The organism is Bordetella petrii, assembly GCF_000067205.1.
Taxonomy (GTDB): Bacteria; Pseudomonadota; Gammaproteobacteria; order Burkholderiales; family Burkholderiaceae_B; genus Bordetella_A; species Bordetella_A petrii.
In genome coordinates, this window is sequence record NC_010170.1 from 4,874,626 (window position 1) to 4,898,364 (window position 23,739).

The window sequence follows — 23,739 nt, forward strand, 5'->3', positions numbered from 1 at the left end:
GAAGCTCTGGTTAGCCATGAAGCATGCCCGACGTATATGACAAAAAAGTAATCCTATCGTTGGGCTTTTGGCGGTGGGCGATAGGTAGACTTTCCATCATGCACTGTCATTCGCATGCATTGGATGGCGGTGATGAGTAATGGAATGAACCTACCTAGAGGAATGCCGTATGAAAAACTCTTTGAATATTCTTTTTGTGATGTTGACGATTGCCGTTGGCCCACAGGCGATTGCGCAGGTGAATCCGTCGACCAACGCTCGAACACCAGTCAATGTATCCTCCGAGCATGATCTGACGCGCGCAGAAGTCAAAGCTGACTTGGCCGTCTGGAAGCGCGCCGGAATGGATCGCTTCTGGAACAAATCGGTCACTCCTGACATTTACAGTCGTGAGTACAAAATGGCACAAGCAGAGTACTTGCGAATGCGCAATGGCCCAGAGTATCAAGAAGAGCTGCAACGACTGCAACAGTAAGGCTGCCGGCACGCCAGCGATAGTTATAGTTAGTTCGCTCAATGTCAATGGAAGCATGCCGATTCCACGGCGTGCTCCCTTACTTTGGCCTCCTGGCATGGCTCTAAGTCCGAATCGTGGTGCTAACTCGCATGTAAGGATATTGCCAAGCTGAATAACGCGAATGCACAGTGTCCTCGCTCCAATAAGACGACGACCGTTTTTAGCTGCATTCGGCTACTAGGGTTGCCATAGTCGCGGCGAAGCCGGCAATGTGCATTAATGCATGCAACATCCGACATCGGGGCTCGACACCTTCTATCATGGAGGCGCGGCACCATCGTCGTGCTCGGTGGAATAGATGCGGGCCCTGCTGAGGAGATTTCAGACAATGAGAACGAAATACCTCAAATGCTTTCTGGTGCTGGCCGAGGAACAACACTATCACCGGGCGGCCGAACGATTGAACGTGGCCCAGCCGTTGCTGTCGCTGGCGATCAAACGCCTGGAGGCCGAACTGGGTTTGCAACTATTTATCCGCACGCAACGCAGCACGCAGATTACTGAAGCCGGACGCCGACTGGTGCCTGATGCGCGCCGGGTGTTGGATACGTACGCCGAGTTGCAACGCAACGCTTCCAGCGTCACGCAGGCCGTGCAGCGTCGTATCCGCTTGGGGCTGTCCGGCATGACGCTCGGCCTGGCGCATCCCCGGCTCGATGCCTTGCTGGCTCACATGCGCATGAGGCTTGCCGATATTGATCTCTACGTGACTGAGCATCAATATGGCCCGCTGATTCGGGGTTTGCGCGACGGCACGCTTGATGCGGGCATAGTAATGGGCAGCGTGCGTGTTGAGGATCTGGTAATCCAACACCTATGGTACGACCCGATGTGGGCGGTGGTACCGGCCACGCATCCCCTGGCTCAGACCGAGATCGTTACGCGCAAGGCGCTGAAGTCATGCAGCCTGATTGTCTGTCATCCCGAGAATGATGATGGGGCGAGTGACCAATTGCGCGCGGTCATTGCCCAAGCCATCGCGGAGCCGCATATCGCGCAATACGCATCGAGTATTCCGGGCATGCTGTCGATGGTGGCAGCGGGCTTTGGCATCAGCTTTATCGCACAATCCCAGATCGCACGTAATCCGCGCAAGGACGTGCGTTACCTGCCGATCGAACAGTGCGAGGCGACGTTTTGTACCTCGGCGCTGTATCACGCCGGTGGTTTGCGTCCGGAAGACCGGCGCTTCTTTGAAGCGGTGCGTGACTTTCTTGGTACAACTGCTGACGGCGACGCATTGGCCGATACGCACTGAAAACGCTTGATCGTATGGTGGGTTATCACTCATAGGCCCGATTGTTATTTGATCTATCACGAAACCGTCATCATGATGGTTCTCAACGTGCAGCGCTTTGCCGGACCTTTCTGTATTTTGCGGCGATGCGCGATACCGCGACGCGGCAGCAAATACATCAAGCATATGCCTTTGTGAGCCGTGCTGTGGCGCGCTCGCCCTTTATCCCATTGCCTGCGCTGGACTACGCCCATACGGGTGTGTGTTCCAGCGCCTCTATACCAAACTAGTCCCGTGTTGGTACGGCACGCGTTCGCGTGCCATGCGCGGCACCGGATCAGGGGAGGATTGGCATGGCGGACAAAGCAGCGGCAGCGCATACGGGCGTGTTATTCGGGCAGATCGTGGTGGTATGCACGGTAGCCGGTGCATGCGTCTGGGCCGGCACGCAATACACGGCCGCCGCGCTCGGCTATTCGCCGCGCCTGGGCCCGCCGGCTGGGTACATAGGCAGCCTGCCGGTCTACTACCCCTGGCAGCTCTTTATGTGGTGGTATGCCTACGAGGCTTATGCGCCGGACGTGTTCATACGCGGCGGCGTGATCGCGTCAATGGGCGGCGTACTGGGTGCTGGCACCGCTGTGATGATGTCGGTGCACCGCGCGCGTCAGGCCAAGCGCGTGACCACGTATGGTTCGGCGCGCTGGGCCGAGCGCGACGATATAGAGAAGGCCGGGCTGCTTAAACCTGCTGGCGTGTTTCTGGGCAGGCTCGGCGGCGATGCGCCGACCTATCTGCGCCACGATGGCCCGGAGCACATCATGGCGATCGCACCGACCCGTTCCGGTAAAGGGGTGGGCCTGGTCGTGCCCACCTTGCTGACGTGGCGCGGATCGTGCGTGGTGCACGACATCAAGGGCGAGAACTGGACGCTCACTGCGGGTTGGCGTGCACACTTCTCGCATTGTTTGTACTTCAACCCCACCAGTCCGAAATCGGCCGCGTACAACCCGTTGCTCGAAGTGCGCCAGGGCATCCATGAAGTGCGCGATGTGCAGAACATCGCCGATATTCTGGTTGATCCCGAGGGCATGCTGGAGCGCCGTAGCCATTGGGAAAAAACGTCTCATTCACTACTGGTCGGCACCATTCTGCACGTGCTGTACGCCGAGCGCGACAAGACGCTGCGCGGTGTGGCGGCATTCTTGTCGGACCCGGCGCGTCCCTTCGAGATAACCTTACGCGCCATGCTGAGCACGCGGCATCTGGACGATGGCCCGCATCCGGTGGTGGCATCGGCAGCACGCGAAGTGCTCAACAAATCGGAGAACGAACGGTCGGGCGTGTTGAGTACCGCTATGTCGTTCCTCGGACTGTATCGCGACCCCACGGTGGCGACCGTGACCGAGCGATGCGACTGGCGCATCGCCGATCTCATCAGCGCTCAACATCCGGTATCGCTTTATTTGGTCGTGCCGCCGTCGGACATTTCGCGCACCAAACCGCTGGTCAGGCTCTTGCTCAATCAGATTGGCCGCCGTCTGACCGAGTCGCTGGATGGCTCCGATGGCATTGCGCGCCTGCGCGACCTGCTGCTGATGCTGGACGAGTTCGCCGCGCTGGGCCGGTTGGACTTTTTCGAGTCGGCGCTGGCCTATATGGCGGGCTATCGGCTGCGCGCGTACCTGATTGCGCAAAGCCTGAACCAGATCGAAAAAGCGTATGGCCCCAACAACTCGATTCTGGATAACTGCCACGTGCGCGTCGTGTTTTCATCGAACGATGAGCGCACCGCCAAGCGCGTGTCCGATTCGTTGGGCACGGCGACTGAGCTGCGCGCTCAGCGCAACTATGCGGGCCACCGGCTCGCGCCGTGGCTGGGACATTTGATGGTGTCGCGGCAGGAAACGGCCCGACCGCTGCGCACACCCGGCGAGATCATGCAGTTGCCGGACACGGACCAGATTGTGATGCTGTCCGGCCAGCCGCCCATCCAGGCCAAGAAGCTGCGCTACTACGAAGACGGCAATTTCACACGACGGGTATTGCGTTCCCCCGTGTTACGCGAGAACGGTTATGCCGACAAGCCCGCCGCCCGTCCCGACGATTGGAGTGGGCGCGCACTGCCGCCCGTGCTACCCGTATCGTCTGACACCGATACCTCGGGCCTGAACGAGGACGGTGGTTTGCAGATCCGCCCGGAACTGGACATGCTGCCGACTGCCGCGCCGCTGGAGCTCGAACCTGATCTGGCGTCGATGGAAGAAGATGACGGTCCGCCGTTGCCCGTAGAACCCGATCGGCGGCTGCAACGCTCGGCACGACTGGCGGCGCTGGACCCAGACGACGGGATACCGCTATGACCACGCGCACGCGACTGAACCTCTTCATCGAACCCAGCCACGCCCGGCGGCTGGACGATCTGGCCGCGCATCGCGGCGTCTCCAAGTCCTCGCTGGTAGCAGCCGCCTTGGCCTCGTTCCTGTCGCCGGATGGCGCTGATCAGCGCGAAGCGGCGCTGGCGCGGCGTTTGGACAAACTCTCGCGCCAGTTCGACAAGCTCGACCGCGACCAGAACATCCTGATCGAGACCGTGGCGATCTATGTGCGTGTCTTTCTGACCATCTCGACGCCCGTGCCAGCCACCCATCAGGACGCCGCCCGCGCCCAGGGCAAGCTGCGCTACGGACAGTTCATCGACCAGCTTGCCCGCCACTTGCAACGCGGCCGCAGTCTGGTGCACGAGGTTCATGAAGAAATCTATCCCGATCTGGATGGCCTGGCACCGGGCCCGGACGACAGCCTGGCCGCACAGGCCGATTCGCCGGTCGGTCCGCTTGCCGAGGGAGCTGATGATGCGTGACACCGACGCCAGCAAAGCCGCCGCGCGCGAGCGTAGTGTGCAGATGCTGCGCACGGCGTTCGGCCCGGCCATCATCGAAGCCCTGGATGATCCAGACATCGGCGAAGTCATGCTCAATCCGGATGGCCGTATTTGGGTGGATAGGCTGCGTAGCGGCCGCGAGCCGACGGGTGTGTCGCTCTCGCCGGCCGATGCCGAACGCATCATCCGATTAGTTGCCGCATGCGTACAGGCCGAGGTCCACCGTGAACGGCCGCTCCTGTCGGCGCGCTTGCCGCTACACGGCGAACGGTTCGAGGGGGTGTTGCCGCCGGTGGTCTACGCGCCGTCCTTCAGCATCCGCAAGCATGCGGTGGGGGTGTTCACGTTGGACGACTACGTGCGTGACGATATTTTGCAGACCGGACACGCGGTCTTCTTGCGCGGGGCCGTGCGCGATCGCTTGAACATCGTCATCGCCGGTGGCACCAGCTCGGGCAAGACTACATTTGCCAACGCGTTGCTCGACGAAATCGCCGATGGCGGCGACCGCATCCTGATTCTCGAAGATACCGTGGAATTGCAATGCCGCAACGAGGACCGCGTGCAGCTTTGTACGTTGCCGGGCGCGGCATCAATGGCCGATCTGGTGCGCTCGACGCTACGCCAGCGGCCCGATCGCATCATCGTGGGCGAAGTGCGCGGTGCTGAAGCGCTGGATCTGCTCAAAGCCTGGGGCACCGGCCATCCGGGCGGCATCGCCACGCTGCACGCCAATTCCGCCTACGGCGCGCTGCTGCGCCTGGAACAGCTCACGCTCGAAGCCTCCAGCCAGCCGCCGCGCGCGCTGATTGCCGAGGCCGTCAACGTCATCGTTTTCCTGGATGGCCGGGGCGCCGCCCGGCGCGTGCGCGAGATCGCGCGCGTAACGGGTCTGGAGGGCGAGCGCTACGTACTCGATCCCATCCCGCTTACTTTCGGAGAATCCCCATGAAGTCGGTCTCGTCACCAACTTATGTACCCGCATTCCGCGACCAGGCTTTGGCTTTTGCGCATCGCTTTGGCGGGCTGTTGTTGCTCTTTGCCGTGGGCGCGCTGCACGCGGCCGGTTCCAGCATGCCGTGGGAAGCCCCGCTGCAATCCATTCTGGAATCGGTGCAGGGGCCGGTGGCGCGCATCGTCGCGGTCATCATCATTATCGTGACCGGGCTCACGCTGGCGTTTGGCGATACGAACGGCGGATTTCGTCGGCTGATTCAGATCGTGTTCGGCCTGTCCATTGCCTTTGCGGCCTCGTCGTTCTTTCTGTCGTTCTTCTCCTTCTCGGGCGGCGCGCTGATATGACTGCAATGGCCAATCTACCCGAAGGCTTCGAAGCGCCGTTGCACCGGGCGTTGACCGAGCCGATTTTGCTGGGCGGTGCGCCGCGTACGGTGGCGATCGCCAACGGTACGCTGGCCGCCGCTATCGGTCTGGGCCTGCAACTGTGGTTGCCCGGCCTGGCCTGCTGGTTCGTCGGCCATATGCTGGCGGTGTGGGGCGCGCGCGCGGACGTGCAATTCATGCAGGTCTTCACACGCCATGTGAAGCATCCGACGCTCTTGGACGTATAGGAGACGGCGATGCTCAATCTGACCGAGTACCGCAAGCGTCCCGCGCAACTGGCGGACTGGCTGCCGTGGGCCGCGCTGATCGCCGATGGGGTGGTGCTCAATAAAGATGGCGCGTTTCAGCGCACCATGAGGTTTCGCGGACCGGACTTGGATAGCGCCACCGAATCCGAGCTGGTCGCGGTGACGGCACGCCTGAACAACGCGCTCAAGCGCTTCGGCTCGGGCTGGGCCTTGTTCGTCGAGGCCGACCGGCGCGAAGCGGGCAACTATCCCATTGCCACCTTTCCCGACAAACTGTCGTGGCTGATCGATGAGGAGCGGCGCGCCGCGTTCGAGGAAGCGGGTTCGCACTTCGAGAGCGCTTATCACGCTACCGTGTTGTGGCAGCCCCCCGAGGACGCACGTGCGCGGGCCGGACGGATGCTGTACGAGAATCCGGCGCGCCAGGGCGTTGACTGGCGCGAGCGCCTGACCGGTTTTATGGCCGAAACCCAGCGTTTTGCTGGGTTGCTCGATGGCGTCATGCCCGAGGTACGCTGGCTCGACAGCGCGCAAACGCTGTCGTATTTGCACGGCACCGTTTCCACTCGGCCGCATCCGGTGGGCGTGCCCGAAGTGCCCTGCTATCTGGATGCGTTGCTGGCCGATAGCGCCCTGGTGGGCGGTGTGGCGCCCATGCTGGGTGACGAACACGTGCGAGTATTGTCCGTGCGCGGGTTTCCGACACGCACCTGGCCTGGCTTGCTGGATGATCTGAACCGTCTCGGATTCGCCTATCGCTGGGTCACGCGTTTTATTTGTCTGGACAAGCACGAAGCCGAGGCCGAGCTGACACGACTGCGCCGGCACTGGTTCGCCAAACGCAAGAGCGTGCTGGTGCTGCTGCGCGAGACGCTTTCTCAACAGGAAAGCCCGTTGGTCGATAGCGATGCCGACAACAAATCGGCCGATGCCGATGCCGCCTTGCAAGAGCTGGGGTCGGACGATGTGGCATACGGATACGTGACCGCCACCGTGGTCGTGCGTGACAAGAATGCGGCCGTGGCCGACGAGAAGCTACGCCTGGCCGCGCGCGCCATCGAATCGCGGGGCTTTGTCGTCGTGCCCGAGACGCTGAACGCGGTCGAGGCGTGGCTGTCGTCGCTGCCGGGTCACGTCTACGCCAACGTGCGCCAGTGGCTGGTATCGACACTGAATCTGGCTCACCTCATGCCGGCATCGGCGGTCTGGGCAGGCCAGGAACGCAATGCTCACCTGGATGGTCCGCCACTTGTCGTCACACGCACCGATGGCGCCACGCCGTTTCGGCTCGTGACGCATATCGGCGACGTGGGCCACACGGTGGTGGTCGGCCCGACTGGCGCTGGCAAATCGGTGCTCTTGGCCATGCTGGTCGCGCAGTTTCGTCGCTATGCCGGTTCGCGTGTTTTTGTGTTCGAGATGGGACGCTCGTTACGCGCAACGCTTCTGGGGCTGGGCGGCGAGTATCACGATCTGGGTCTGGAAGGCGAAGCCGCTTTCCAACCGCTGGCACGTGTAGACGACCCTGCGTACCGCAGCCAGGCGGCCGAATGGGTGGAGGGCCGCCTGGCGATGGAAGGTGTCGTGGTCGGCCCCGAAGAAAAAGCCGCCGTGTGGTCGGCGCTGGGCAGTCTGGCCAGCGCACCCGTCGCGCAGCGCACCATGACCGGGCTCTCGGCACTCCTGCAGTCGAACCGGTTGCGCCAAGCGCTCGCCCCCTATGTGCTGGGTGGCGCGCACGGACGACTGCTCGATGCGGATCACGACCGGCTGGGGACGGCCGATGTGCAAGGTTTTGAGATGGAAGACCTGATGCCGGCCAAGGCCGCCGCCAATGCCGTCATCCGTCATCTTTTTGCTCGGCTGGAGGAACGCTTCGACGGCGCGCCCACGTTGCTCGTGCTGGATGAGGCCTGGTTGTTTCTGGACGACCCGGTGTTTGCTGCGCGATTGCGCGAATGGCTTAAGACCTTGCGCAAGAAAAACGTGTCGGTGATCTTCGCCACACAATCGCTGGCCGACATCCGCGATTCGAGCATTGCGCCGGCCATCATCGAAAGCTGTGCCAGCCGAATTTTTCTCGCGAATCCGCAAGCGGTCGAACCGCAGATTCGCACGATCTACGAAGGTTTCGGCCTGAACGCCCGCCAGATTCAGCTCGTCGCTCACGCACAGCCCAAGCAGGACTACTACTACCAGTCCCGTTTGGGCCACCGTATGTTCGACCTGGGCTTGGGGCCGGTATCGCTGGCCTTTGCTGGGGCGGCCTCGCCTGAAGATCAGCGAGACATCGACGCCGTGCTGGCCGGGAACGGGCGCGACGGCTTTGCTGCGGCATGGCTGCGCCATCGTAGCCTGGACTGGGCGGCCGAACTGATCGATCCCATGTCCGCACCGGCCGCTGCCGCCCCCATTTCTCCCGTTGTCGACTTATCGGAGGTTTCATCATGAAAACGTCCATCCTTGTCGTACTCGCCACCGCGCTGGCAGCGGCCACGCCTGCCGCATATGCCTGGCGCACCGTCTTCGATCCGTCCAACTACACACAGAATGTCATGACGGCCGCTCGCGCGCTTGAGCAAATCAACAACCAGATCCAGCAGTTGCAGAATGAAGGACAGATGCTGGTCAACCAGGGACGCAATCTCGCCACGCTCAACTTCGACAGCATCAATCGGCTACGCTCGACGCTGGCTGCGACGACTCGCCTGGTCGATGAGGCGCGGGGCCTGACCTTCGATGTGTCGCGCATGGATGCGGATTTTTCTCGGCTCTATCCCGAGCAGTACGGCACCGCCGTCACCCGAGATCAGATGGTGCAGGACGCACGCGAACGCTGGACGCAATCGCTCGAATCGCTGCGCACCACCATGCGCGTGCAAGCGCAGGCCGTACAGAGCCTGCGCGACGACGAAGGCGTGCTCACCGACATCGTCGCGCAGAGCCAATCGGCCGTGGGCGCGTTGCAGGCGCAGCAGGCGACCAATCAATTGCTGGCCTTGCAGGCCAAGCAGGCCATCCAGCAGCAGCAATTGCAAATTGCCCAGGATCGCGCCATCGCACTTGATGAAGCGCAAACCGCCGCCGACGAGGCCCAGGCGCGCGAGATCCGGCGTCGCTTCAGGGGCAATGGCCAAGGCCAGTACACCCCGCAATCCGTGACGTTCTACCCCTGACAGGAGCTTTGCCATGATCAAGACGACGATGGCCGTAGTGGCCGTGACCGCACTTGCTGCCGCGTGCGGCGACAAGCAGGATGCGCCGACGCACCCAGACGCGCCAGCCGTCGCGCCCAGCGCCGACGATGCCCGGGTCCAGCGCGCAGCCGAAGAAACCCGCAAGCGCTTTATGGGCGACGGCAAGAGCCAGTACACGCCGCAGCGCGTCGACGGGTTTTAGGGGCGGGAGCCATCCTCATGAACGATCTGGCCATTATCGACCGCTTCACCAACATTTTCTCCCGCTACATTGATTCGGGCTTTGGCCTGGTCAATGGCGAGGTGGCGTTCCTGTCGGCCACGCTGGTGGTCATCGACATGACGCTGGCGGGCTTGTGGTGGGCGATGGATCATGGTCAGAACGACGTGCTGGCACGACTCATCAAAAAAGTGCTGTACGTCGGCGTGTTCGCCTTCATTCTGGGTAACTTCAACTGGTTGTCGGGCATTGTGTTCCGTTCGCTGTCCGGTTTAGGACTCATGGCCTCCGGTTCATCACTGACGATCGCCGAGTTCTTGCAACCGGGCCGGCTTGCGCAGGTGGGCGTCGATACCGCCGCGCCGCTCCTGGAGCGCGTGGGTGACCTGTCGGGCTTTACCTCGGTCTTTGCCAATTTAGACACCATCGTGGTGCTGTTGCTGGCCTGGCTTGTCGTGATCCTGAGTTTTTTTGTGCTGGCGATTCAGCTTTTCGTGACGTTGATCGAATTCAAGTTGACCACTTTGGCCGGCTTCGTACTGGTGCCGTTTGCGTTGTGGGGCAAGACCGCCTTTTTGGCCGAGAAGGTGTTGGGCAATGTCATTTCCGCGGGCATCAAGGTATTGGTGCTCGCGGTCATTGTCGGCATCAGTACGCTCGTCTTTAACGATTTTCGTACCGCGATGGGCCCTGAGCCGACATTGGATGATGCCGCTGCCGTGATGCTGGCCTCGCTGGCCATGCTGGGTCTGGGGATTTTCGGGCCAAGCATCGCGACGGGTCTGGTTTCCGGTGCGCCGCAACTGGGCGCGGGTGCGGTGGCCGGCACCGCGCTGGGCACAGCCGGTGTGGCGACAGCCGGTGCCGTTGCGGGTGCCACGGTGGCGGGCGGTGCGGCTCGGATGGCTGGCGGCGGTGTACGGGCGGCCACGTCGATGGCCAGCGGCGCGCGCAAGGCCTATGTGGAAGGGGCGAGCTTTTCGGGCAAGACCGGCTGGCGAGCCACTGCGGCGGGACTGAAAGATGTCGCCCGCGCCGGCGCCTCGGCGGCGGGCCGTGGCGTGAAGTCCCGTGTCATGGGGGCCGGACGCGCCAGTCCTGCGGGTGGATCCACCGTCGCACCATCCGCACCGCCCGCCTGGGCCAAACGCGCGCAGGCCCGCCAGCGCGCTACCCAAGGCGCGACGATGGCCGCGCACGCCGTGCGCTCGGGCGATGCCGGCGGCAATGGCCTGATTCCCAGCCTACGTGACGATTCCTGAAGGAGATGACGATGCGTTTTCGACGCCCCTCGGTCAAGTATGCGGCCACGCCCGAGCCCGCGACGCCTTTTCAGAAGGCAGGCCAAGCCTGGGACGACCGCGTGGGCGGTGCCCGTGTGCAGGCCAGGAACTGGCGCTTGATGGCGTTCGGCTGCCTACTGCTGGCGGCCGTGTCCACGGGCGACCGCATCATGCGCCACGCCGAAGGCAATGCCGCCGTTCCATACCTTGTCGAACTCTCCTGTGGCGAGGTCCAATCCGTGAGCCAGGCCATGCCGCTCGGCGATCCCGGAGACCAGGACATCGCCAATCAACTGGCGCGCTTTATCGAGAGCGTACGTTCGCTGTCCACTGATCCCGTGGTGGTTCGTAAGAATTGGCTCAGCATCTACGACTACACCACCGACCGGGGTGCGGCGTTCCTGAACGAGTACGCGCGTGAACATGAACCCCTGAAAGACGTTGGTAAGCGCTCGGTCATGGTCGATATCGTCAGCGTGGTTCGCGCCAGCGAACATTCGTTCCAAATCCAGTGGGATGAGAAAACCTACGTCAATGGTGCCGCCGGTGGCACCGAGCGGTGGACCGCCATTCTGACTATCGTGCAGCAACGCTCGCGTATCGCAGAAAAGTTGCGCGCCAATCCCTGGGGCATCTACGTCGATGGCATCAGTTGGAGCCGCCAGTTCTCCGCAAACCCTACGCCTGGAGGCACATCGTGATGACGCATACTTTGTCTGGCTGCAGAGATTCATCCATAAGAAGGACGTTGGCCCCAGCGGCTGGCCAAAGCGCTCGCATGCCGTGGCGACGCCGTATGGTGCAGGACGGCCGATGGCGACACGGCCGGTCCGCGCGTAGGCCGATGCCGGGCGGTCGCCACGCCGCCTGGGTCGGCGCATATCGGCCATGTCCGTGCGGTCTGGCCTTGACAGTGCTCGTCGCGGCGCTGGCCGGTTGCGCCACACGCGGCACGCCGCCGCCCGAGATCGCGCTGGACGATCCTGTCGTGGCGGTCAGTTCGCCGGTCCAAGTGCCTGAACCTCCTACGCCAGTGGAAATCGTGCCGATGCCACAGCCTTTGCCGCTGCCGGGGCAGTTGAAGGCACTCAAAGACAAACCCGCACCCGAGCAGACCAGCCCGACGGCACAGGTCAATCGCGCCAACAGCGAGGCACGCATGGCGCCTACGCGCGATGGGTTCATTAACGCGATACAGGTCTGGCCCTACAGCGAAGGCGCGCTGTACCAGGTCTACGCCAGTCCCGGGCGCGTAACGCTGGTGCAACTGCAAGTAGGTGAACGGCTGATCGACGTGTCCGCAGGCGATACGGTGCGCTGGATTGTCGGAGACTCATCAAGCGGCACGGGCGCTACGGCTCGGCCCAATCTGCAGATCAAGCCGATACGCGCCGGTTTGAAAACGAATCTGGTGGTCACGACCGATCGACGCATTTACTTGTTGGAACTGGCTTCCACCCAGTCGGCCTGGATGGCTTCGGTGTCGTGGGACTATCCGCAGGACAGGCTGGCCGCATTAAAGCGGCGCAACGAAGCGGCAGCGCAAGCCATGCCGCTGGGCGCAGGCGTATCGGTAGACCAGTTGCGATTCCGTTATGCCATCACGGGCGACACACCGCCGTGGCGGCCGCTACGCGCCTTTGATGACGGCCAGAAGGTCTACATCCAGTTACCGCCCGGCATCATACAAGGGGAACTGCCGCCTTTGTTCCTCGTTGGATCGGACGGCGATCTGCAATTGTTGAACTACCAGTACCGTGCGCCGTACTACGTGGTGGATCGGCTCTTTGGTGCGGTGGAGTTGCGCTTGGGCGCAGACGACGCCCAGATCGTGCGCATCGAGCGCAACGACGGCAAAACGGTGCGAGGTGGCACATGAACGAAGCCGCTGATACGGACGATTCTGCGGTGCCGCCCAAGCTGCCGCCGGAAACCGTTGAACTGCGCGCCGCACCTCAACGCGTAACGCGCTTGAACCGGCGCACGCTGACTGTCGGCATCGGCGCGGTATCGCTGGCCGTCCTGGGAGTCACGCTCTGGTCATTGCAGCCACGCTCGCGTGGCAATCAAGAAAATCAGGAGCTGTACAACGTCGATCGCATCACCCGCGCCGAAGGCTTGGAGTCGCTGCCCAAGGATTACAGCCAGGTGCCGCAGCCCGCACCGCCGCCGGTGCTGGGCGATCCGTTGCCGGGGGATCTGGGCCGGCCGGTGCTACGTGCCGAACGCGAAGCCGGCTTGCAACCTCACGGCGGACCCGACGCGGCAGAAGCTGAACGGTTGGCGCGGCTCAAAGAAGCCGAGGAAGCAGCCCGGTCTGCGCTTTTCTACAAATCCAGCAGCCGAAGCGGTACATCGGATGCGAATGCAGCGCCCGCGCCCGGCGGCATGCCAGCGGAGACGCTCGCCGATGCGCCTACCGACGCGGGCGGCACGGTAGACCCGATGCAAACGCAAAACATGCAGGACAACAAGACGGCATTCGCCAGCCAGGGGCGCACGGCCACGCAAAGCGCGCATCGTCTGCAGGCGCCGCGTGGTCCCGACACGGTGATGGCCGGCACCGTCATCGCCGCCGCACTCGTCACTGGCATCAAGTCGGATATGCCAGGCGACATCATCGCCACCGTGACCGAGCCCGTCTACGACAGCGCTACGCATCGCAACGTGCTCATTCCGCAGGGCGCGCGCCTGATGGGTCGCTACAACAGCCAGGTCGCCTACGGACAAAGCCGTTTACAGGCCGTATGGGAGCGCATCATTATGCCAGACACGTCTTCTATCGTGCTCGATAACCTAGCGGCTGCCGACCCGGCTGGCTACGCGGGTCTGGAAGACGCGGTGGACTGGCATTGGGATCGGATACTGAAGGGTGCTGTGCTGACCACGCTATTGGGTGTAGGCGCGGAATTAGCCGCACCACAGAACCAAGGCGGCCGCGATGGCCCGGTGGTGATCGCGACGCGCGACGGTGTGCAGGACACCGTGAACCAAGTCGGACAGGAAATCACCCGGCGCAATCTCAACATTCAACCCACGCTCACGATCCGGCCAGGCATGCCGGTGCGGATCGTGGTGAATCGAGACATCACGCTTCGGCCATACCGGCCGCTTTTTATCAACAGGTAATGCAATGGCAACGAAACTACGCTTAGGCCCGCTTCCAAAACAAGAGTCCGTCAAGCTGACGGTCAGCCTGCCAACGACGCTAAAAGCCGACTTGGATCGGTACGCCGCCATGCACAGTCAAGCCTATGGCGAACAGGTGGATGCGGCTACGCTCGTGCCGCATATGCTGGCGTGGTTTCTCAAGAATGACCGAGGGTTTCGTCATCTTAATAATTAAGAAGAATCATTGACGACGTTCGACAGCAACACGTCTACTACAATGGACAGACCTGAAGGTCGCGCGCAAAGAGCCAATTATCAGCGGTGGCCACAGATAATCTGTTGCACGCCTGGACATCGTCGAGCGTCAGCGTACCATCTTGATATCCGCCGAGAAACGCAGCGGTCGGCGAAATGGGCATATACAAATGTCCCCCATGATTGTCAGCACAAAGAAGCTCTCCAGCGCGGCAATGTACTAACCCCCAACGAGTGCCACGTAATCTCTCCATCTCACGATCGTGGAATAGATAAAAGCGTGCTCCATATATGAATCTAGTGCTCATCGTCGCATCCTCATTCATGTAGATGATACCCCTCGACTCTAGCAATTCACGAGAATTTATATCGAGCTCACGCTCTGGAACAACTCCATTTATCGTCAACGGCGTCCGATCAGCGGTCGCCGCAAGAAATCGGAAATGCCATAACAGGTAATATGCGCTGATCGCCTCGTGATTTCGGGATTCAAAAGTACTTGGATTGGTCAGAACGTTGAAATAGGCCCTTTCAAAGCCAGCCATGCGTGATTTTTCTGTCACATCGTCCCACGCCCGCTTCGTGCAAAATACCTTTGCTTCCGGTTTGGCTCTTGTTACTTTGTCAGTAGCCATTTCACGTACATCGACCAGCCCGTCTTTTCCACAAAACTGCTTGATGCAGTGCTTGGAATGGATGTGTTGATTAATGGTTATGTGATGCGGATTACCCTTCTGAGTTCGCTCGAATATGGGTTGATTCATGTCAAGACATTCTTAGTCGGCAACAGGTGAAAAGGTGATGGTTCCTGCTTCATAGGCCGCTTTTTCTGCGGTGACCTTTGCAACTTGCTCTCGCAGCGTTTTCTCCCTATCCCAATTCCCTAACACAGGCTGGTCGACTGGCAGATTCGCATGCTGTCGCAATCGACGTGCGAGCTTAGATATCTCTAGTCCAAGTTCAGCATACCCAAGCTGTCGTGCCCAGAACGTTCTATCGAAGTCAGGAGGGTCGTCGTATTCCGCTATGCTTGAAATGTAGCCTGCCAGTTGCTCTGCTCTATATGGCAGATTCAATATCTCGTACATCAAATCGGCTGGAAGTACTTTCCAATCTACCGTCAAGACGAGAGGATCAAACGACGGCACTGTGACGGTAGCTGCACAAACACCATCCTCGCCCGCTGGGCGGCCCTCGCTCATCCCGTTATCAAACGAGACTTGCACACATCCATCTATAAATCTGTCCAAATGAGCGACGACAAGGATCACGAGATAGTTGGATTCTCTCTTTATGCGATCAGCCTCCCGTCTTGCTTCACGTTTGAATGTGAGCTGTCCGCCTAACCACACGCCACACAGTCCAGACACAGCAGACACAAGGCTGGGCATTACTACATTCCAATCTAACGGCATCGTGTCTCCGTTTTCGTGAAGGAGGATCTTGGTACCCACGTTGGCAGACTCTCCGTCGACGCGGGCTAAGGCCTATAGCGATTTTAAGTCGATTTTCTCAAAAAAGAACATTATGTAACTATAATTCGCATGCTGAAGGCGGGCCATTGCCAAACGCCTACCCGACGCTGAACTTGATATTTCCTTTGGAGGATAAGGGTATGGCGACTGAAGCTGAAGCGCTGGCAAGTATTCTCGCGTGGTCTGCTGACAGCCCTAATTGGCAACGAGATGCACTACGTCGCCTTATCGTACAAATGCCTCCATTGGAGTCAGACGAAATCGACGAGTTGATTGCTATCTGCAAAGGAGAAAAACCGCCAGCGCCTCTGGAGGCAGTGCATCTTCTCGATCCCAACCACACCCATGGCGAAGTTTTCCTACGTCAAGTCCATAGCGTGCAATACGTCAATGCATTAGCGTCTGACCAACGGCTGACATTTCACCGCATTGGTTTAACCATCATCTATGGAGACAACGGATCGGGTAAATCCGGCTACGCGCGTATTCTGAAGAAAGCTTGTCGGGCACGCCTTCCCAACCGTGGCGACGAAATCATGCCTGACATATACGACGCGGAGCCAGGTATACCAAGCGCCACGATCGAATATGTAATCGGAGGACAGAACAGGACATGTACATGGCAGCATGGACAGGCAAGCGATAGTGCACTGTCTACTGTAAGTGTTTTCGATTCCCGCACGGCCAACATCCACGTCAATGAGACGAACGACGTGGCGTATACACCTTTCCCACTCAAACTGCTTGGCACTCTGGCTCAGTTATGTCAGTCAGTCAAAGGAAAATTGAATGATGAAATCAGTCAGATAGAGGCCCAGACGCCACAAGTAATCCATACACCGGCTTGGAGCCAGAACACCGCTGTTGGAAAATTGATGAATCAGCTTGGCGCTAAAAGCGACCCGGCTGCAGTCGAAACGCTTGCCACACTTACGCGAGCAGATCAAGATCGACTAACTCAGATCACAGCAGACCTCGCTGACGATCCTACTCGCGCGGCTCGGCAGTTATCTACCTTAAAAACGAAGGTTGAGGGATATGTCACTAGTCTCAATCTGTTATTTTCCGCTGTCAGCGACGATAACGTAGCCAATTTGCGTTCCCTCGCAGCTGGCGCCGAAGCTGCACGTCGAGCCGCAGAAACCGCCTCCAGCGCACTTTTCCGCAATGAACCCCTTCCTCAAATCGGATCGGAGGTATGGCAGGCGCTATGGGAAAGCGCACGCGCCTTTTCCGATGAAGAGGCCTACGTTGGCCAGCAGTTTCCGGTCACGGCTGCAAGCAGTGTCTGTGTTCTTTGTCAGCAGGAGCTAACACCTATTGCCGCTGACCGCCTCAACCGATTTGAGAACTTTGTCCGAGACGATAGCCAGCAGCGTGCCGACGCAACGCGTCAAGCTTACGATGCAGCACTGGCAACGTTCAAAAATCAGACACTGTCGTTGGGTCACTTGAAGAACATCGTAGAAACCGTCCGTGATGAGCTCCGGCAAGATGCACTGGCTGCGCAGATCAGAGATGCGACTCTCCGGACCCTGTGGCGCCACCGTCAAATCAAGCGGCTGCACGCGAATCTTGAAGCCACAATTAGCTCACCCGTCGGCATCTATCCCGGACAGGCTCTGGTCGAACAGATTGCAAGTATCGAAGCGCGGGCAACAGCTCTTGCTGCTGAAGCAGGTTCCCCCGCCAGAGCCGCACTCCTGGCCGAAAAAGCGGAGCTCGCTGATCGTCAACGGTTGACTGGAATTAAGGCCGATGTGGTGGCCGAGATTGAACGGCGAAAGCGTATCGCTCAACTTGAAGTGGCTCAACGAGACACATCTACCAAACGCATCACCACGAAGAGTACAGAAATAGCTCAAGCATTGGTCACTGACGCACTCCGAACACAGTTCGCGCAAGAGATCGCCAATTTTGACATTGCAGGCCTCGCAGTGGAGTTGAAACAGCAAACTAGTGCGCAAGGGGTCCCCCGTTTCAAGGTTGCACTCACTAGGAAACCCGACGCTCCGGTGGGACAAGTTCTGAGCGAAGGAGAGCATCGTTGTGTTGCCTTGGCGGCATTCATGGCGGAACTTGCAACGCTTGGGAACAAATCTGGCATCGTTTTCGATGATCCAATGTCATCCCTTGACCACATGCATCGAGAAGCCGTAGCCCAGCGCCTTGTTGCAGAGGCAGCGCACCGCCAGGTCATCGTTTTCACTCATGATCTTGCCTTTTTATTCGAACTGGAACGGGCTGCGGCCGAACTTCAACCCAAGCCCCACGTAGCGATTAGCTCGATCAACCGAGGTGCGGATAAAGCCGGCTTTTGCCGTAACGAGGCGCCCTTCAAAGCCCGCCGTGTCAATGACATCGCGGCAAGTCTTACCAGACAGTTGGAGAATGAACGCTTTCATTTCGAGCAGGGTGATCCTGACGAATGGCGTAAAACAGTCAAATCTATTGGTAGTTCCTTACGCGACACCTGGGAAATTGCGGTGGAGGAAGCGGTGGCGCATGTGATCCGTCGTCTTTCCAACAAGGTGGAAACGCCGGGCCTAGTGAAGCTAACTGCCATTACCGTTGCCGATTGCGAAGCAATGAGAGATAGCTACGGTCGCTGTTCGGAGCTGCTACACAGCGCAGCGCGAGACTTGAATCGCCCATTGCCACGACCGGAGACGCTATCAACTGAAATTGCTGCATTGGCTGCGTGGGCCCAAGATCTTCGTGACCGACAAAATGCAGCGAAACTGCAATAATTAACGACGGCTGTTAGTCGACCTTTTGTGGCATTTAAACAACGACATAGTCGAGGGTCCCCTAAAGGGTCCCCTGGAGCTTAATGAATCGCTGAGAGCCAGAAAAGACGCGGCTTTCCGATGATTGTTTGATTCAGCCCCAGCCACCATTCGCCTGTCCCGCACGATCTCACCAAGTCCCATTTCCTCCACGAAATCAAGGGCTTGCGTCAAATTCCTCTCCCATACTGTCTCATCGGATTCCGCCGAATCCCAGGGTTTTAGTCCCCTCAAACAGTCCCCTAAGATTTCCGCTGAAATCCGAGGGACTATCGGGGGTGCGCTATGAAACTCGTAGCCACCCCTGTCAAGTAGACAACGGCCGATAGAGATTCGGAGCATGGGTTAGCCGGGGCATGTACTGCACCGGCGGGACACCACCCAGCGCTTCATGGGGGCGATATTCGTTGTAATCGACCAGCCATTGGTCGGTGACGGCCTGGACCTGCTCCAGGTTGGCGAACAGGTGTGCATCGAGCACTTCCGTGCGGTACGTTCGGTTGAAACGCTCGATAAAGGCGTTTTGATTGGGCTTGCCCGGCTGGATGTATCGAACCGCGATGCCTTTGGCGGCGACCCATTCGGTGAATGCTTGAGAGACTAGCTCCGGCCCGTTGTCCAGCCGTATCGCATCCGGCGCGCCGTAGTAGTCGACCAAGCGACTCAAGACGCGGATCAGCCTGGCAGATGGGATCGACGTGCCAACCTCGATGGCCAAGCATTCCCGATTGGCTTCGTCGATTACGTTCAACGTTCGGAACCGCCGGCCGCAATACAGGGCGTCGTGCATGAAGTCCAATGCCCAGCAGCGGTTGGGCTCGCTTGCCAGATCCAGCGGCTGACGAGGGCGGTCTGGCAACCGCTTCTTGCAACGCCGAGGCAAATTCAAACCCATATCGCAGTACACCCGATGCACACGCTTTTTGTTCCAGCAGCGGCCATCGAGCCGCAACCGGGTAAAGCACTTCCAAAATCCCCAGCGCCCATGCCGGCTGACGATGGCATTGAGCGCTTCGATCACATCGGCATCTCGCTCAGATGCCGAGGCTGGCCGCTTGTAGTACGCCGCCCGCGACAGGCCTGCAATGCGACAGGCACGCGTGATCGACAAGCGGGCTTGCACCAGCAGCTCGACCACCTCGCGCCTGGCCGACGGCGTCAGGATTTTCGGTTCAGAACATCCTTGATCGCCGAATTCTCCAGGGCAAGATCGGCGTACATGCGCTTGAGCTTGGCGTTCTCGGCTTCCAGCTCACGCAGCCGTTGCAGCTCGGACACCTGCACGCCCGAGTACTTGCTCTTCCACTGGTAATACGTGGCGTTGCTGATGCCGTGCTTGCGGCACAGGTCGGCGACCGGAACTCCCGTCTCGCCTTCCTTCAACACCGCAACGATCTGGCTTTCTGTAAACCTGCTTTTCTTCAAGGGAGTCTCCGACTCTTGGAGGCTCCGAAATTCTACTGGCTGATGTCTACGCAGTGGGGGAGCTTACGTGCCGAGCTGTGCCGCAAGCACGGGATCTCGGAAGCGACGTACTACAACTGGAAGGCCAAGTACGGCGGCATGACGGTGTCCGAGGCCCAGCGCCTGAAGGAGCTGGAGCAAGAGAACAACCGGCTCAAGAAGCTGCTGGCCGAGTCGGTGCTGGATAACGCTGCGCTGAAGGACCTGCTGGGCCGAAAGTGGTGAGCCCACAGGCGCGGCGCGAGGCGGTCAGGATCCTGATGGCCGAGCGCCAACTGGGTGTGACCAGGGCCTGTGGGCTGGTAGGGATCTCGCGGTCGCTGTTTGCCTATGAGAGCAAACGAACGAGTGATATCGCGCTGACCGAACGCATGAAGGAAATGGCGGCGGCCAAGCGACGCTATGGCTACCGCCGCATCCATGTGCTGCTGCGCCGCGAAGGTTGGCAGGCAAACCATAAGCGGGTCTGGCGGCTGTACAGCCAGGCGGGGTTGAGCGTGCGCAAACGCAAGCGTAAGCGCATTACCGCCGTTGAGCGCGTGGTTCGTCCCCAGCCGACTGGACCGAATCAGAGTTGGTCGATGGATTTTGTGGCCGACGGCTTGGCCTATGGCCGTCGGTTCCGTTGTTTGAACGTGGTCGATGATTACACACGGGAATGCCTGGCTATCGAGGTGGACACCTCCTTGCCAGGGCTGCGCGTGGCCCACGTTCTGGAAAGGATCGCCGTGATGCGTGGGCTTCCCCGATCCATCACGGTGGACAACGGGCCGGAGTTCGCGGGCAAGGCATTGGATGCCTGGGCCTATCAGGCGGGCGTGACGCTGTCGTTCATACGGCCGGGCAAGCCTGTGGAGAATGCCTATATCGAGAGCTTCAACGGCAAGTTCAGAGACGAATGCCTGAACGAACACTGGTTCCTATCCCTGCGGCAGGCCAAATCGTTGATCGAAGCTTGGCGTGTCGAGTACAACACCGAGCGGCCCCACAGCGCGCTGGGCTATCTGGCGCCGGAGCAGTTCGCCAAGGGCCATCACCAAAACGAGATTTTTAACCCCGGACTCTAAATCAATGCCGTACTAAATCCGGGGGCAGGTCAATCCCTATGAACGATATCAAAGCTCAGCTTATCACCCACATCGACGCGACCGCTCCCGGCCGAGTGTGGGTGCCGACCGATTTTTCTCACCTTGGCAGTCGTGATGCCGTGGACAAGGCGCTCCAACGCTTGGTCGCGGCAGGCCAACTTCGTCGCATCGACCGCGGCCTGTACGACCGGCCCAGGGTGAACAGCCTGACCAAGAAGACTGAGGCCCCTGACTACCGTGCCGTCGTGGATGCGATCGCACGCCGCGACCAACTGCGCCTGTTGGTCGATGGCATGACCGCCGCCAACGATCTAGGCCTGACGGACGCGGTGCCCGCACATGTCACCATCCATACCGACGCACGCCGACGCACCATCCAGCTCGATAACCTGACCATCTCCTTCAAGCTCACCGCACCTAGCCGCCTGTATTGGGCGGGGCGCCCCGCCATGCGCGTCGTGCAAGCTCTACACTGGCTCAAGGACACACTGCCTGCGGACAAACCCCGTATCGTCAAACGATTGACCCAACTGCTTGCCGATACACAAGGCGATGCCATCCGCCAGGACTTGTTGGCGGGGTTCAACACGCTGCCGGCCTGGATGCAAGCCATTATCCGTGAACTACCTGGCTGCGATCCGCTGGCTGGAGACCATGGCATACCGACGACTGTCTCCGCCCAACGTCGCCGACGCGCCGAGGCAGTCGCATGAACCCGAATTTCCAGACCATCATCCAAGCCGCTGATGACGAACGGCGCGACACACCTGAGCACAGAGGTTCAAACGTCGAAAAATATTTCTGGGTATCGCTGGGCGCTAGACGCATTGTGGAGCGGCCTGTCGTCAAGCGCATTGCGCCTACTGCTCAGAGGCAGACAGCCCTCTCTACTGTTAGCCGCGCCCCGCTGAAGCTCGTGCTCTCATGAAGTCCAAAACATCAAGGGCTTCCTCTTCCTCGTAATCCACCCCGTCGGGAAGTAGCCACACCAGAAACAGGGCCATATCGTATCGATCGGAGACGATCGAAAACTCCTGGGCCGCATATGCGGAATGCCATACTCCAATCGGAACAGTCCGTTTGCTGTCACCAGTCGCGCTCGAACTTATATGTAGCTCCACATTGGGATCAAGTGCAGTCCCAGGTCTGATATAAGCCTGCATCCTTCGGGCCGATTCACTGACTATAGACCAAAGCACGAAACCATCCCGCGCAGCTATCAGCATCGCGGGCTCTGTCGTGAATTCTAGCCACTTGATCGTTGCAGCAGACAGCGATACGTTATAACGATCAGCACAATGGCGTAGCGCCTCTATGGAAACGGCCGTGTTTTCCATTTGCGCACGAAAATCGTCGATGGGCATGAGCAGGTAAGACGAGAATCTGTTCGCTTGGGACTCAAGTGCACGTGATGCTGCCCCGTTATAATCAAAAATTTCCTTCTGCGAGCACTGAAATTCCGTTTGAACGTTACGATGAAGGATGTAATGCCCTAGCTCATGACCCAACGTAAAATTGATACGACCCTGTACGCTCGTGTGCCTGTTATAGACGATACACCAGTCACCACGCTGCCGCTGGACCAGCATTCCGTCAATCTTGCCCATATCTTGGCCAAGGACTTTAACAATAGGGTCTGTATATTTCTTTGAGTACTCAGTGGCTAACAATCCGACGTCAACAGGCAACGACATGCCAGCCGTTCGCCAGAACTTATGAAGTTGAGTACCCCAGGCCGCTGGCGAAATTGGCTTAGTCATCGTCCTCAAGAATCTCCATTATTTTTTTTAGTTTTTCTTTGCTCGCATCATCCAGCTTAGAGAAACGCCTGAAAAAAACACGGTCAACATCCGTGTCGTCAGGTGTCTGCTTCTCGTCATCCAGCAGGTACTCTGTCGTAACACCGAGCACGTCGGCAATTCTGGAAATTTTCTCAGCGGACGGCCTGATTGCAGGCCGATTTTCAAGTTCCCAAATATAGCTTTTGCTAGACCCAGACCGATCAGCGAGTTGCTCGAGGGTCAACTGCAAACGCTTCCTTTCCGCCTTGACCTTTTCGCCCAGAGCAGTAGCCATCTTACGTCCTCCTGTCGAAGTTCAGTGTAGCAATACAGAACATGCTTGACAACCGAATTTCGGTGGAGCAATAATGTAACTGTGGGAGTACCGAACATGGGGTTCGGCACACTACGACCTTATCTTTCAAGGTGATATCTATGAAACCAGGTAGCAAAGCCAGTCGATCCGGCCAGTACGAAATCCTCGGCCCGCGCGGTGGAAAAACAGGCCAGGAGCGTACTGTGACGCGAGGAGAACCTCTACCTCCTACCCCCAAACCCCGTCAAACCTACGTTCTGGTAGATCCGACGAAGAACAACAGCGGGAGGAAGTGAGGCCCCCTATGAAAGGGGATAAGGTGCGGGTGAAACCATCTGACGACCTGTACCACAGTCTGACAGCAGCACCCGAATCTCGTTGGGGAATGAGATTTTAGCGTGAACCGCTGCAGATTGTAAAGAACTGGATGGGTGCCTTATGGAGCATACACATGAACGATACGTTCAAGCCCGCACCTAAGGGGTTCCGTTGGGTTTTTTGCCGCTTCCGGCGCGTAAAAAATTCCAATC

Annotated in this window: 23 protein-coding genes; 18 read left to right on the top strand and 5 right to left on the bottom strand. The window is 59.4% G+C overall.

The features are described 5' to 3' along the window. The first annotated feature begins 169 nt into the window (after positions 1–169). The 15 genes from BPET_RS23365 (at position 170) to BPET_RS26275 (ending at position 14,276) form a co-directional block, all read left to right on the top strand. Positions 170–475 (top strand): DUF4148 domain-containing protein, encoded by a 306-nt coding sequence (locus BPET_RS23365; RefSeq protein WP_012251438.1) that lies wholly within the window; start codon positions 170–172, stop codon positions 473–475. Positions 476–845: 370 nt separating this feature from the next. Then, positions 846–1,775 (top strand): LysR family transcriptional regulator, encoded by a 930-nt coding sequence (locus BPET_RS23370; protein WP_012251439.1) that lies wholly within the window; start codon positions 846–848, stop codon positions 1,773–1,775. A 332-nt stretch (positions 1,776–2,107) separates the two neighbouring features. Further along, a complete protein-coding gene (locus BPET_RS23375) occupies positions 2,108–4,117 on the top strand; it encodes a conjugal transfer protein TraG (protein WP_012251440.1) in 2,010 nt (669 codons plus the stop codon). Further along, complete coding sequence (locus tag BPET_RS23380) at positions 4,114–4,617, top strand: hypothetical protein (RefSeq protein ID WP_012251441.1); 504 nt, start codon at positions 4,114–4,116, stop codon at positions 4,615–4,617. The genes BPET_RS23375 and BPET_RS23380 overlap by 4 nt, the downstream gene beginning before the upstream one ends. Beyond that, positions 4,607–5,590, top strand: a complete 984-nt coding sequence (trbB, locus tag BPET_RS23385) for a P-type conjugative transfer ATPase TrbB (RefSeq protein ID WP_041863223.1) — start codon at positions 4,607–4,609, stop codon at positions 5,588–5,590. The genes BPET_RS23380 and trbB overlap by 11 nt, the downstream gene beginning before the upstream one ends. Then, on the top strand, positions 5,587–5,940 hold the full coding sequence (locus tag BPET_RS23390) for a TrbC/VirB2 family protein (protein WP_012251443.1): 354 nt from the start codon (positions 5,587–5,589) through the stop codon (positions 5,938–5,940). Before trbB ends, BPET_RS23390 begins: the two co-directional genes overlap by 4 nt. Then, positions 5,937–6,209, top strand: a complete 273-nt coding sequence (locus BPET_RS23395; protein WP_012251444.1) for a VirB3 family type IV secretion system protein — start codon at positions 5,937–5,939, stop codon at positions 6,207–6,209. Before BPET_RS23390 ends, BPET_RS23395 begins: the two co-directional genes overlap by 4 nt. 9 nt (positions 6,210–6,218) lie before the next feature. Beyond that, positions 6,219–8,681: a conjugal transfer protein TrbE gene (gene trbE, locus BPET_RS23400; protein ID WP_012251445.1), complete on the top strand. Its 2,463-nt coding sequence runs from the start codon at positions 6,219–6,221 to the stop codon at positions 8,679–8,681. Continuing rightward, positions 8,678–9,406 (top strand): P-type conjugative transfer protein TrbJ, encoded by a 729-nt coding sequence (gene trbJ / locus BPET_RS23405; protein WP_012251446.1) that lies wholly within the window; start codon positions 8,678–8,680, stop codon positions 9,404–9,406. The genes trbE and trbJ overlap by 4 nt, the downstream gene beginning before the upstream one ends. Before the next feature lie 13 nt (positions 9,407–9,419). Next, positions 9,420–9,629: a hypothetical protein gene (locus tag BPET_RS23410; protein ID WP_041863224.1), complete on the top strand. Its 210-nt coding sequence runs from the start codon at positions 9,420–9,422 to the stop codon at positions 9,627–9,629. A gap of 17 nt (positions 9,630–9,646) precedes the next feature. Then, a complete protein-coding gene (gene trbL / locus BPET_RS23415) occupies positions 9,647–10,909 on the top strand; it encodes a P-type conjugative transfer protein TrbL (RefSeq protein ID WP_012251448.1) in 1,263 nt (420 codons plus the stop codon). An 11-nt stretch (positions 10,910–10,920) separates the two neighbouring features. Further along, on the top strand, positions 10,921–11,631 hold the full coding sequence (gene trbF, locus BPET_RS23420) for a conjugal transfer protein TrbF (protein WP_012251449.1): 711 nt from the start codon (positions 10,921–10,923) through the stop codon (positions 11,629–11,631). 143 nt (positions 11,632–11,774) lie between these two features. Beyond that, entirely contained in the window at positions 11,775–12,809 is a 1,035-nt protein-coding gene (gene trbG, locus BPET_RS23425; RefSeq protein WP_050978289.1) for a P-type conjugative transfer protein TrbG, read from the top strand. After that, a complete protein-coding gene (locus tag BPET_RS23430; protein ID WP_012251451.1) occupies positions 12,806–14,059 on the top strand; it encodes a TrbI/VirB10 family protein in 1,254 nt (417 codons plus the stop codon). Before trbG ends, BPET_RS23430 begins: the two co-directional genes overlap by 4 nt. A gap of 4 nt (positions 14,060–14,063) precedes the next feature. Next, positions 14,064–14,276 (top strand): DUF2274 domain-containing protein, encoded by a 213-nt coding sequence (locus BPET_RS26275; protein WP_012251452.1) that lies wholly within the window; start codon positions 14,064–14,066, stop codon positions 14,274–14,276. A gap of 37 nt (positions 14,277–14,313) precedes the next feature. Here the strand turns inward: BPET_RS26275 and BPET_RS26820 are convergent, their stop codons facing one another. Next, on the bottom strand, positions 14,314–15,060 hold the full coding sequence (locus tag BPET_RS26820) for a hypothetical protein (RefSeq protein ID WP_012251453.1): 747 nt from the start codon (positions 15,058–15,060) through the stop codon (positions 14,314–14,316). 12 nt (positions 15,061–15,072) lie between these two features. Next, positions 15,073–15,750: a hypothetical protein gene (locus tag BPET_RS26825; protein WP_151208994.1), complete on the bottom strand. Its 678-nt coding sequence runs from the start codon at positions 15,748–15,750 to the stop codon at positions 15,073–15,075. A 107-nt stretch (positions 15,751–15,857) separates the two neighbouring features. Between BPET_RS26825 and BPET_RS26280 the strand changes: the two genes are divergently transcribed. Next, a complete protein-coding gene (locus tag BPET_RS26280) occupies positions 15,858–18,521 on the top strand; it encodes an AAA family ATPase (protein WP_231852637.1) in 2,664 nt (887 codons plus the stop codon). 346 nt (positions 18,522–18,867) lie between these two features. Here the strand turns inward: BPET_RS26280 and BPET_RS23450 are convergent. After that, positions 18,868–19,985, bottom strand: a protein-coding gene (locus BPET_RS23450) for an IS3 family transposase (RefSeq protein ID WP_085970231.1) whose coding sequence is annotated in 2 segments (ribosomal slippage) — positions 18,868–19,724 and positions 19,724–19,985 — 1,119 coding nt in all. Because the reading frame shifts where the segments join, the coding sequence is not laid out codon by codon here. Positions 19,986–20,027: 42 nt separating this feature from the next. Between BPET_RS23450 and BPET_RS23465 the strand changes: the two genes are divergently transcribed. Both BPET_RS23465 and BPET_RS23470 read left to right on the top strand, forming a co-directional pair. Continuing rightward, positions 20,028–21,091 (top strand): IS3 family transposase gene (locus BPET_RS23465; RefSeq protein ID WP_085970281.1). Its coding sequence is split into 2 segments (ribosomal slippage): positions 20,028–20,244 and positions 20,244–21,091, totalling 1,065 coding nucleotides; the frame shifts between segments, so codons are not numbered across the junction. 38 nt (positions 21,092–21,129) lie between these two features. Beyond that, positions 21,130–21,825 carry a DUF6088 family protein gene (locus BPET_RS23470; protein ID WP_012251462.1) on the top strand — a complete coding sequence of 232 codons (696 nt, stop codon included), beginning with the start codon at positions 21,130–21,132 and terminating at the stop codon, positions 21,823–21,825. 180 nt (positions 21,826–22,005) lie between these two features. Here the strand turns inward: BPET_RS23470 and BPET_RS23475 are convergent, their stop codons facing one another. Together BPET_RS23475 and BPET_RS23480 are read right to left on the bottom strand one after the other, a co-directional pair. Next, positions 22,006–22,872 carry an ImmA/IrrE family metallo-endopeptidase gene (locus tag BPET_RS23475; RefSeq protein ID WP_012251463.1) on the bottom strand — a complete coding sequence of 289 codons (867 nt, stop codon included), beginning with the start codon at positions 22,870–22,872 and terminating at the stop codon, positions 22,006–22,008. Continuing rightward, positions 22,865–23,188: a helix-turn-helix domain-containing protein gene (locus tag BPET_RS23480; RefSeq protein ID WP_012251464.1), complete on the bottom strand. Its 324-nt coding sequence runs from the start codon at positions 23,186–23,188 to the stop codon at positions 22,865–22,867. Before BPET_RS23480 ends, BPET_RS23475 begins: the two co-directional genes overlap by 8 nt. Positions 23,189–23,739: the final 551 nt, after the last annotated feature.

Excerpts from the sequence above, each read along its gene's own strand:
- BPET_RS23380 (WP_012251441.1), top strand. The coding sequence starts at position 4,114 with ATGACCACGCGCACGCGACTGAACCTCTTCATCGAACCCAGCCACGCC.
- trbF (WP_012251449.1), top strand. The coding sequence starts at position 10,921 with ATGCGTTTTCGACGCCCCTCGGTCAAGTATGCGGCCACGCCCGAGCCC.
- BPET_RS23475 (WP_012251463.1), bottom strand. The coding sequence starts at position 22,872 with ATGACTAAGCCAATTTCGCCAGCGGCCTGGGGTACTCAACTTCATAAG.
- trbJ (WP_012251446.1), top strand. The coding sequence starts at position 8,678 with ATGAAAACGTCCATCCTTGTCGTACTCGCCACCGCGCTGGCAGCGGCC.
- BPET_RS23470 (WP_012251462.1), top strand. The coding sequence starts at position 21,130 with ATGAACGATATCAAAGCTCAGCTTATCACCCACATCGACGCGACCGCT.
- BPET_RS23430 (WP_012251451.1), top strand. The coding sequence starts at position 12,806 with ATGAACGAAGCCGCTGATACGGACGATTCTGCGGTGCCGCCCAAGCTG.
- BPET_RS23480 (WP_012251464.1), bottom strand. The coding sequence starts at position 23,188 with ATGGCTACTGCTCTGGGCGAAAAGGTCAAGGCGGAAAGGAAGCGTTTG.
- BPET_RS26820 (WP_012251453.1), bottom strand. The coding sequence starts at position 15,060 with ATGAATCAACCCATATTCGAGCGAACTCAGAAGGGTAATCCGCATCAC.
- BPET_RS23375 (WP_012251440.1), top strand. The coding sequence starts at position 2,108 with ATGGCGGACAAAGCAGCGGCAGCGCATACGGGCGTGTTATTCGGGCAG.
- BPET_RS23390 (WP_012251443.1), top strand. The coding sequence starts at position 5,587 with ATGAAGTCGGTCTCGTCACCAACTTATGTACCCGCATTCCGCGACCAG.
- trbE (WP_012251445.1), top strand. The coding sequence starts at position 6,219 with ATGCTCAATCTGACCGAGTACCGCAAGCGTCCCGCGCAACTGGCGGAC.
- BPET_RS23370 (WP_012251439.1), top strand. The coding sequence starts at position 846 with ATGAGAACGAAATACCTCAAATGCTTTCTGGTGCTGGCCGAGGAACAA.
- BPET_RS23410 (WP_041863224.1), top strand. The coding sequence starts at position 9,420 with ATGATCAAGACGACGATGGCCGTAGTGGCCGTGACCGCACTTGCTGCC.
- trbB (WP_041863223.1), top strand. The coding sequence starts at position 4,607 with ATGATGCGTGACACCGACGCCAGCAAAGCCGCCGCGCGCGAGCGTAGT.
- trbL (WP_012251448.1), top strand. The coding sequence starts at position 9,647 with ATGAACGATCTGGCCATTATCGACCGCTTCACCAACATTTTCTCCCGC.
- BPET_RS23365 (WP_012251438.1), top strand. The coding sequence starts at position 170 with ATGAAAAACTCTTTGAATATTCTTTTTGTGATGTTGACGATTGCCGTT.
- BPET_RS23395 (WP_012251444.1), top strand. The coding sequence starts at position 5,937 with ATGACTGCAATGGCCAATCTACCCGAAGGCTTCGAAGCGCCGTTGCAC.
- trbG (WP_050978289.1), top strand. The coding sequence starts at position 11,775 with ATGCCGGGCGGTCGCCACGCCGCCTGGGTCGGCGCATATCGGCCATGT.
- BPET_RS26275 (WP_012251452.1), top strand. The coding sequence starts at position 14,064 with ATGGCAACGAAACTACGCTTAGGCCCGCTTCCAAAACAAGAGTCCGTC.